Origin of the sequence: Alicyclobacillus fodiniaquatilis, from assembly GCF_042678105.1 — a bacterium.
In the GTDB taxonomy this organism is placed as follows: Bacteria; Bacillota; Bacilli; order Alicyclobacillales; family Alicyclobacillaceae; genus Alicyclobacillus; species Alicyclobacillus fodiniaquatilis.
Genome location: NZ_JBHUCX010000037.1, coordinates 1 through 8,987, shown reverse-complemented (window position 1 = coordinate 8,987; position 8,987 = coordinate 1). Strand labels below are relative to the sequence as shown.

The following is an 8,987-nucleotide window of genomic DNA, read 5'->3' as shown; positions in this document are numbered from 1 at the left end:
CATGGCACGCAATTCCGTCTTTGACACGGGGATCACTCTCCTCTTTGAGAAGATTATCCCGCGTGACGGAACCTATGACGAGGTGTCCTACGTTTGACGCTTACAGAGATACTGACACCTTCCTGATACATTCTTTTAACTTCCATTTTCTTGCTTATCTTCATTGTGGCATCTCCGCAACGAAGTATACGGTGCCGAAGATTCGACAGAGGGTAGGGAACTCATTCGAATGATTTTAGGGAATTTGCAGGTTCTTTCGTGATTTTGGTGATGATACATGTCGCGCGAGTAGGGTGGTCGACAAAATTTGTTGCCTTGTGGACGAGTTGGTTGCATAGCATGATGGATGGAAGCAGGGGAGTTCTCAACAACGCAAAGCTGGTTCTACCATACACCTATCTCTTTAGATTTTTTTCGGTTAACCAGCCTCTTCACTTGTCCATTACTCCAAGGTTCCGAAATGTCTGCAAGCACGGTATCGTCATCTTTGTGAATCCCTTGAACAAAATTTCGAAGTTGGCGAATACCAGATGCCATTGCTCGTTTTATTTCGTTGTCCATAGTGGCTCCATTCACTTCGGCAAAAGAGTTTCGTCAAGTAAGGCATGCACGTGTTCTTGTGGTTGGGTCAATAACTTTGTAGCCGCTCTTGAACTGACACGATGGCGTTGTACGATAGGATTTTCACCATGTGTCCGTGATCGTCGAAGCTCCGCAACATATTACGACAATGTTGAGTGAGAGCCGGTGTATCCATTTGCGCGAATTCGTTCAAGAATTACTGGGTACGAAAGAGATTCTTGTACTAGTTGCGCGACATACGGTCGATACGGATCCAACAAGGTACTGCTCGATGTTCGGCGGGTGACGGGGACTTCAGTCCACAAGATATACTTGTGAATTGTCTTCCGACTCAAACCAACTTCCCGTGCAATCGCGCGTATGATTAGTCCGTTGTTGTATAGCTGTTGGGCGTGTTGGAGGAGTTCCCATTTTGTCTGACGGCGTTGAAGTTTTTCTTGTTCTTTCTTGGTCGTTCTGAGTTCGACAAGCTTCAACTGGAACTGGCATTTCAATATGTTCGCGACCGACAACCGTTGTCTGCTAATGAACCGGTCCACTGTGTCTCCTAGGTTCTTTAGAATGTGCCAACGGTCGGCAATTTGGATGACACAAGGTAACCCTTGTCGTATCCCATCAGCGTATATGTCGATACGACACGACTCACGATGTGTACCCCGGATGTTTACGAAGCCGATTCGCTACACTAGATGAACTTCGGTCCGATAGTAAATCGACAAGTCGATGGTATTGTAAATCCACGATAATGGTGCATAACGCTGACCGCGCTTATAAGCCCAGTCATCGATGCCGATGACTGAAATGTCTTCATCATCAACTTCTCCTAAGGACATGCTTGGTAACTGGGATGTGAAACTAAGTTTTATCGTAGTGACGCCAAGCGTCAGTTACATTGTGAAATTAAACTTATGCATGGCATTTATTACTTACTACCAGTGGGTGTGATTGGCGAAGTACAACCACTGGATCGGAAGATGTTTGAGGAAGTAAGATTTCTCCTCTTATGCCGAATGAATTGGTAATCAGGGTGTTAGTAAGCAGTTGGGCTCCGATGTATTCTAGGCAGAAATTCTTCGGCATAATTGGGAAACTGAAGAGCTGTCGGAACGGCTTATCAAGGCTTTTGTGGTCAAGGAAAAAGAGGGCTAAATCTTCTGATTTTTAGCCAGGGCTCCGAAACTCGTGAACAAGCTGTACACATTCTGAATTATGAAATGAAAAATCGTGAACGGATCATCGTTGACCACATGGTCGAGTGTGTGATTCTGGATAAATTGTCAAGATGATACGAAGACCAATCATGTCGAATGACAAAGAGTTGCGGTGTTTGTTGTTGGAAAGGCACGGATGCGTGATATGGCATGCACTGGAGAGGATTGCGATTGCATGTGAGAACAAAAAGATGAATTGACGGATGGAACTCGCTCGATTCTAGTTGATGATAGTGGACGGTGTCGCTTTGGTTACTTGAGAGGTCAGCACCGAAATATAAGACGCATCAAGGGGGCTTTCCTTCCCATGGCAGTTTAGTGTTTTATTGCGCATTAAGTTTTGTTAGAACACAGTAAGTTGATTTTAGGTTGGTGATTTCATAGGCATTTTGTACCGTTTGAAATCAAGTATTAACAAAACATCTAAATGTTTTTTCAGAAAAGTGTCTATAAAAGAGACTTATCACTTCTTTCATATTCAAAAAATTTTTTGGGGATAATTTCACGAGGTAAGGTTTGACAGTCGGATTCTGTGGTGGTTCAATTGGATATAGATAGAAGTTTCGACTTAATCTTTTCTGTTAACCGTATATACAAATCTTCAGATTTAGTACGGATTAGTTCAGTGGATTTTTACAATTTAGGAGGTGTATATCATGGAGGCTTACAGTTATATCAGTCATCTTCACTGTCTAAGCTGTGATACAAGTTACGAAATTTTCAGCATTAACGAAAGATGTTCTTGCGGGGGACCACTCTTTGTTGAATACGATTATTCTGAGATTAAGAAACATGTTACTCCTGATATGCTAAGAGCTCGCCCCAGTACACTTTGGAGATATCATGAAATGTTGCCTGTTATGTCTCCGGGGAATGTAGTTTCATTGGATGAAAATATTACTCCAATTTTGAAGCTATCTAAATACGGCAAGAGATGCAATTTTGATACCCTCTTTATAAAAGATGAAGGTAGGCTTCCAACAGGAACTTTTAAAGCTCGAGGAGCCACTGTTGGCATCTCAAAAGCAAAAGAACTTGGTATAGACACAATAGCGATATCAAGTAATGGCAACGCGGGTGCTGCTTGGGCAGTATATGCTGCCCGAGCCGGAATAAAGGCAATTGTCGCAACACCACAAAATGCACCTAATGCTCCGAAGGCTGAATGTGTTCTATCAGGTGCGGATTTGTATTGCATTGATGGCACCATTGATGACGCAGGTGTGTTTCTCCAGAAATCATGCGCAAATCAAAATTTTTATAACGTCTCGACTTTCAACGAACCTTATCGATTAGAAGGAAAGAAGACCATGGGTTTAGAGATAGCGGAACAATTCAGTTGGTCATTACCGGATGTCATTGTGTATCCGACGGGTGGAGGTGCAGGAATTGTAGGTATATACAAGGCTTTTTCGGAGTTGAATAAATTGGGGTGGGTCACGAAGAAACTACCAAGATTGGTGGTTGTTCAGGCATCTGGTTGTGCCCCGATTGTACAGGCTTTTTTGCAGGGAGAAAAATCGACGGTGCCTTGGGAAAAGCCTAATACGGTTGCATTTGGTATGCGTGTACCTAAGCCCTTTGGGGATTTTCTTATACTTGACTTATTAGATCGAACTCAAGGCATTGCAATTAGTGTAACTGATGAAGACATCCAAGAAACGATTAGTTTATCGATGCAAGATGAGGGTGTCCATCTTTGTCCTGAAGGAGCTGCTGCACTGGCTGGGGTGAGGCAACTTTGTGAAACAGGATGGATAAATGAAGGTGAAAATGTATTGGTTGTTAATACTGGTTCGGGGTTGAAATATATAAATTAGGATTGTCAATGGTTCACTTGAAGTTTGAATAATCCTGTATAGGTTTTTGTGGCAATAGGTTATTGAATTCAAACTCAGGAGACGGTTGGATTGACGATTAAATTATTTTGTGTACCATATGCTGGCGGCTCTTCGGCGCTGTATAACAATTGGATAAAGCAATTGGCTCCGAGAATCGAGTGTATACCAATTGAGTTGTCTGGTCGTGGATTGAGATTTATTGAACCATTATATACATCTATCGAAGAAGCAGTTGATGATGTTTACACCAAAATTGCTGCACAGTTAGACAGCAGTCCATTTGCCATTTTTGGACATAGCATGGGTGCGGTAATTGGTTTCGAAGTTACTCACAGAATATGTCAGGTTGGACGGATTCCGCGACACTTGTTCGTGTCAGGTAGGAATGCGCCGCATTGTTCTATTACTTCAAGGCCAATTCATTTATTGAGTGACTCAGAATTTATGCAAGAGCTTGTGGAAATGGGTGGCACTGATAAGACAGTGTTAGAGCATGAGGAATTGGTGGATCTATTTTTGCCGATATTGAGATCGGATTTCGGAATTTCCCATAGTTATAAGTTTGTAAAAAAGAAGAGTAAGCTGTCTTGTGATATTTCGGTGTTTTATGGGAACCTAGAGCAAATGTCATTTGAAGATGGAATGGCCTGGAAGGAGCATTCCGAAGGTATGTGTCGTGTATTTAAGTTTTCAGGAAACCACTTTTTTATTAAGTCACAGGAAAAAGAAGTGCTGAATTGTGTACGAAAATTATTAACAGGGGGAATGGCGATATGAAAACACTCCAGGATGCGTTGATTCTTCGTAGCTCTGAGAATGAAAAAGGAATTGTGTTTGTGCACTCATCTCAAGAACGTTTCATTTCCTTTCAAAGCATTTTTCAACAGGCCATGCGAACCTTAGGAGCCCTCCAAAATGCTGGTGTAGAACCAGGGAACGAGGTAGTTTTTCAAATTGAAGATAATGAGTCATTCATTTGTGTATTCTGGGCTTGTATTTATGGTGGAATGATACCTGTGCCAGTTTCAATGGCAAGTCTCCCAGAGTATAAACGTAAACTTTTTCGAATCTGGGCACAATTAAAGAATCCGTATTTGGTAACGGATTTGAAACATGTAGATTCATTGAAGAAGTTTGTGGATTCAGAGATGATCTTTTCAAGAGAATGGAGCTCTATGAACTGTCGAGTCCTGTTAACAGACTCTTTATTAAAGGAGAATAATTGGATTCCTCAAGTGCATGTGGCGAGACCTTCAGATATTGCGTTTGTTCAATTTTCCTCTGGATCAACGGGTGATCCGAAAGGTGTTATGATTAGTCACGAAAACGTGATGTATAACATATCTGCGATAATTAAAGCAACCAAATATAACGAAAATGACATAGCCGTGAGTTGGATGCCACTAACGCATGATTTAGGGTTAGTAGGTTTTCATTTGACATTTATTATTGCAAATATGGATTTGTATTTATTAACATCTTCTTTATTTATGCTGAAGCCTGCTTTGTGGATGCAAGTTGTCTCTACACATAGAGCGACTGTGACGTGTTCTCCGAATTTTGGGTACAATTATTTTTGTCAGCATTTTGATTGTGAAAAAGCAGGAGACTTGGATCTGTCTACTCTAAGATTAATAATCAACGGAGCAGAACCAATTTCCCCAGACGTTGTCCGTAATTTTACAAATTTATTAGAGCCGTATGGTCTTAAACGGTCATCAATTTTTAATGTGTATGGTATGGCAGAAGCATCTTTGGGTGTTACCACCCCTCCTCTCGCTGAAGATATGATAGTTGTTTCTGTGAAACGCCAGGGTATAGGGATGGGAAAGAGCGTTTTCGAGACGGAAAATTCGGATGATTGCGCAGTGTTTGTAGATTTGGGATATCCTATAGATTACGTGAATGTGAGAATATGTGATGAAAATAATCAGATGTTGCCTGATATGGTGTATGGAGAGATACAAATATATGGAAAAAATGTAACGATAGGGTACTTGAATCAAGAAGAGAAAAATAGAAATGCGTTTTCCTCCGATGGTTGGTTGCGTACCGGAGATATGGGCTTTATGAGAGGTGGTCGTCTTGTTGTAACTGGCAGAATTAAGGATGTTCTCTTTGTTAATGGTCAGAATTTTTACGCACATGATGTGGAACGGGTTGTAGAATCTGTGGAGGGTATGGAACGCGGAGTAGCAGCGGTTGTCGGATGGACAGATTCAGAGAGTGGCAATGAAGTCATTGCTCTTTTCATTCAAACTCGAAACCACAAAAGTATGATTCAGAATACTTCATTGTTCAATCGAATTCAATCACAAGTAAACCAGATGTTTGGCTTTCGGTTCTCGGATATTATCCCAATACGACGCCTGCCTAAAACAACAAGTGGTAAAGTGCAAAGGTATGTACTTTCGGAACAGTACAGAAATGGGTTTTTTCATTCGATTTCCAGGGGGGTTATTACTCAGCAAACTGTTCTTAATGTTGAAGATATAAATGAAATCGAAATTTTACCATCAGAGGAAGAAAAAATATCTCGAATATGGGGAAACGTACTTAAAGTTCGGAAGGTAAGTCGATATGACAACTTTTTTGAAATGGGGGGTAACTCCTTAAAAGTTGCTGAACTCATTGCACAAATACAGACGGAGTTCAAGGTTGCAGTTCCTTTTCGACAAATATTTGATCATCCGCATTTTCATGAACTTGTTTCTTTTTTGCAAACAGCTACTCCGCGTGACAATCGATTCATTCCCAAGGTCTCCTCACCGGCAGATAGCTTTGAATTGTCATCCGCACAACATAGTATGTATGTCCTATATTGTATGGACCCGAAAAATACCATTTATAATTTGAACAGAGTTTTTGAAGTTGATGGTGAATTGAAATTAGACAGGTTGCAAACCGCTTTAAATAATCTCGTGAATCGACATGAGATTTTGCGAACATCATTCGTGGTTGAGAATGATGTTCCACGCCAAAAAATTTTGGATAAAGTTAATACAGTGCTAGAATTCTCGGAGTCAAGCGATACAAGCGATGTCGGTGTGGAGAAGTGGCTGGAGAGGTTTATTCGACCCTTTGATTTAGGTGAAGCTCCACTATTCCGTGTGGGTATCATGAAGATTGGAGAACGGCGACATATTTTAGCTTTTGATATACATCATATAGTTATCGATGCAAGTTCAGCTTCCATTTTTCTTCATGATTTGGAGGCTTTGTATGCTGGGACACAAATGGTTGCTAAACCATCACTAGAATACAAGGATTATGCTTTGTGGCAAAGGAATCGATTTAATGATGAAGTTTATGTAAAGCAAGAAGCTTACTGGCTTAAAGAACTGAGCGGAGAGCTTCCTGTACTGCAATTACCCTTGGATCATAAAAGACCTGCTGTACAAAGGTTTATCGGGGACTATGTTGATATAATTTTTGACTCATCATTGAAAATGAAAATAGATAAATTAGCCAAAGATAGTAGTTCGACGTTGTATATGGTTCTATTGGCTGCCTATCAGACACTTTTGTATCGATATACTGGCCAGGAGGATATTATAGTTGGCTCTCCGATTGTGTGTCGACCACATTCGGATTTGAAGGGAATAATGGGGATGTTTGCAAACACATTATTAATGCGGGGGTTTCCGAAAGGGGATAAATCCTTTGCGATTTTTTTGCAGGAAATGAAGGAAACGGCAATAAGAGCTTATGAGAATCAAGAGGTGCCGTTTGAGACACTGGTTTCGAAGATCGGAGGATCTCGGGATTCAGGACGTAATCCGTTATTTGATGTAATGCTAGTGGTGCATGATCTGAATTTTGATGAGTTGAAATTAGCGGATGTTCAAGTGACACGATATAACAAACGATTATTTAATTCGAAGTTTGATCTGACAATTGAAGTTGCTGAGTATAAATCAGATCTTCGTTGCCGATTTGAATATAACTCTGAGTTATTTAAGAGGGAAAGTATAGAACGTTGGACAGCTCATTGGCTGCAACTGTTGGAGCAAGTGGTGGAGGAGCCGGAAGTATGTCTAGGTGAGATAAATTTGTTGCCGGAGTCGGAGAAGCGGCAAGTGTTAGTGGAGTTTAATGATACAGGCAAGGAGTATGAGAAGGACAAGACGATTCACGAGCTGTTTGAGGAGCAAGTGGAGCGGACACCAGAAGCGGTGGCGGTGGTGTATGAAGGGGAGGAACTGACATATAGGGAGTTAAATGCGAAAGCGAATCAGTTGGCGCGTTACTTGCGTAGGCTTGGGGTCAGGGAAAACGATTTAATTGGGATAGGTGCAGAGCGGTCCTTAGAACTAATTGTTGGACTGCTTGGTATTTTAAAGGCAGGTGGTGCTTATGTACCGTTTGACATGACATATCCCGATGAACGGTTAGCCTATATGTTTGCGGACACCGGAGTTAAATTTGTTGTGACTGTTGGGGATACGGCGAGAAAATGCACTCAGTTTGTTTCTAGTGTAGTTAATTTAGATAATGATGCAGTACTGATTGCTATGGAAAATATCGAAAATTTATCTGCTTCATCTATACCTCGACTGGCATATATTAACTATACTTCTGGTTCGACTGGAATACCTAAGGGTGTCTGTATACCTCATCTGGCTGTTCTTCGGCTTGTTCAAAACGATTTTGCACGATTTGATGAAAATGAGATATTTCTTCACTATTCTAATCTGTCATTCGACGCGGCTACTTTTGAGGTGTGGGGCGCACTTTTATGTGGTGCGAAGTTGATTGTAATGAAGGCTGCGGTAACTTCAGTTGAGCTATTGATGGAGACAATTACATTGAATGGAGTGACAACTCTTTGGGTGACATCTCAGTTGTTTAATATTATGGCGGAACAAGGGATTGATGGGTTCGGTGTTGTTCATCAATTAATTGTGGGGGGAGACGTGGTCTCCCCCCTATACGTTCAAAAAGTCTATGAACGTTATTCGGAAATCGAGTTGATTAATGGTTATGGTCCAACCGAAAACACAACTTTTAGTTGTTATTTTTCTATTCCTCGGAATTGGGGGATTAAGGAGCTACCGATTGGTCGACCTGTTAAAAATACTAAAGTTTATGTTTTGGATCCATGGGACCAGTTAGTGCCAATCGGAGTACCAGGGGAATTATGTGTCAGTGGAGCGGGACTTGCCCGTGGTTATCTGAATCAACCTGAACTGACGGCGGAGAAGTTTGTAGAGAATCCGTTTGAGCCAGGGGAGAGGATGTATCGAACAGGGGACTTGGCCCGTTGGTTGCCAGACGGAAACTTGGAGTATTTGGGACGGATAGATCAGCAGGTCAAGATCCGTGGATTCCGGATTGAACTGGGAGAAATCGA

General features: G+C 41.4%; 3 protein-coding genes. All 3 read left to right on the top strand.

The annotated features are described in order from the left end of the window. Positions 1–2,449: 2,449 nt before the first annotated feature. Entirely contained in the window at positions 2,450–3,613 is a 1,164-nt protein-coding gene (locus ACFSB2_RS14780) for a threonine synthase (RefSeq protein ID WP_377943857.1), read from the top strand. A gap of 90 nt (positions 3,614–3,703) precedes the next feature. Further along, positions 3,704–4,411: a thioesterase II family protein gene (locus ACFSB2_RS14775; RefSeq protein WP_377943856.1), complete on the top strand. Its 708-nt coding sequence runs from the start codon at positions 3,704–3,706 to the stop codon at positions 4,409–4,411. Continuing rightward, on the top strand, positions 4,408–8,987 hold a 4,580-nt coding region (locus tag ACFSB2_RS14770; RefSeq protein ID WP_377943855.1), incomplete at its 3' end, for an amino acid adenylation domain-containing protein. The genes ACFSB2_RS14775 and ACFSB2_RS14770, both read left to right, overlap by 4 nt.

What these genes read in the sequence shown, in the direction of transcription:
- ACFSB2_RS14780 (WP_377943857.1), top strand. Translation starts at nt 2,450, where the DNA reads ATGGAGGCTTACAGTTATATCAGTCATCTTCACTGTCTAAGCTGTGAT.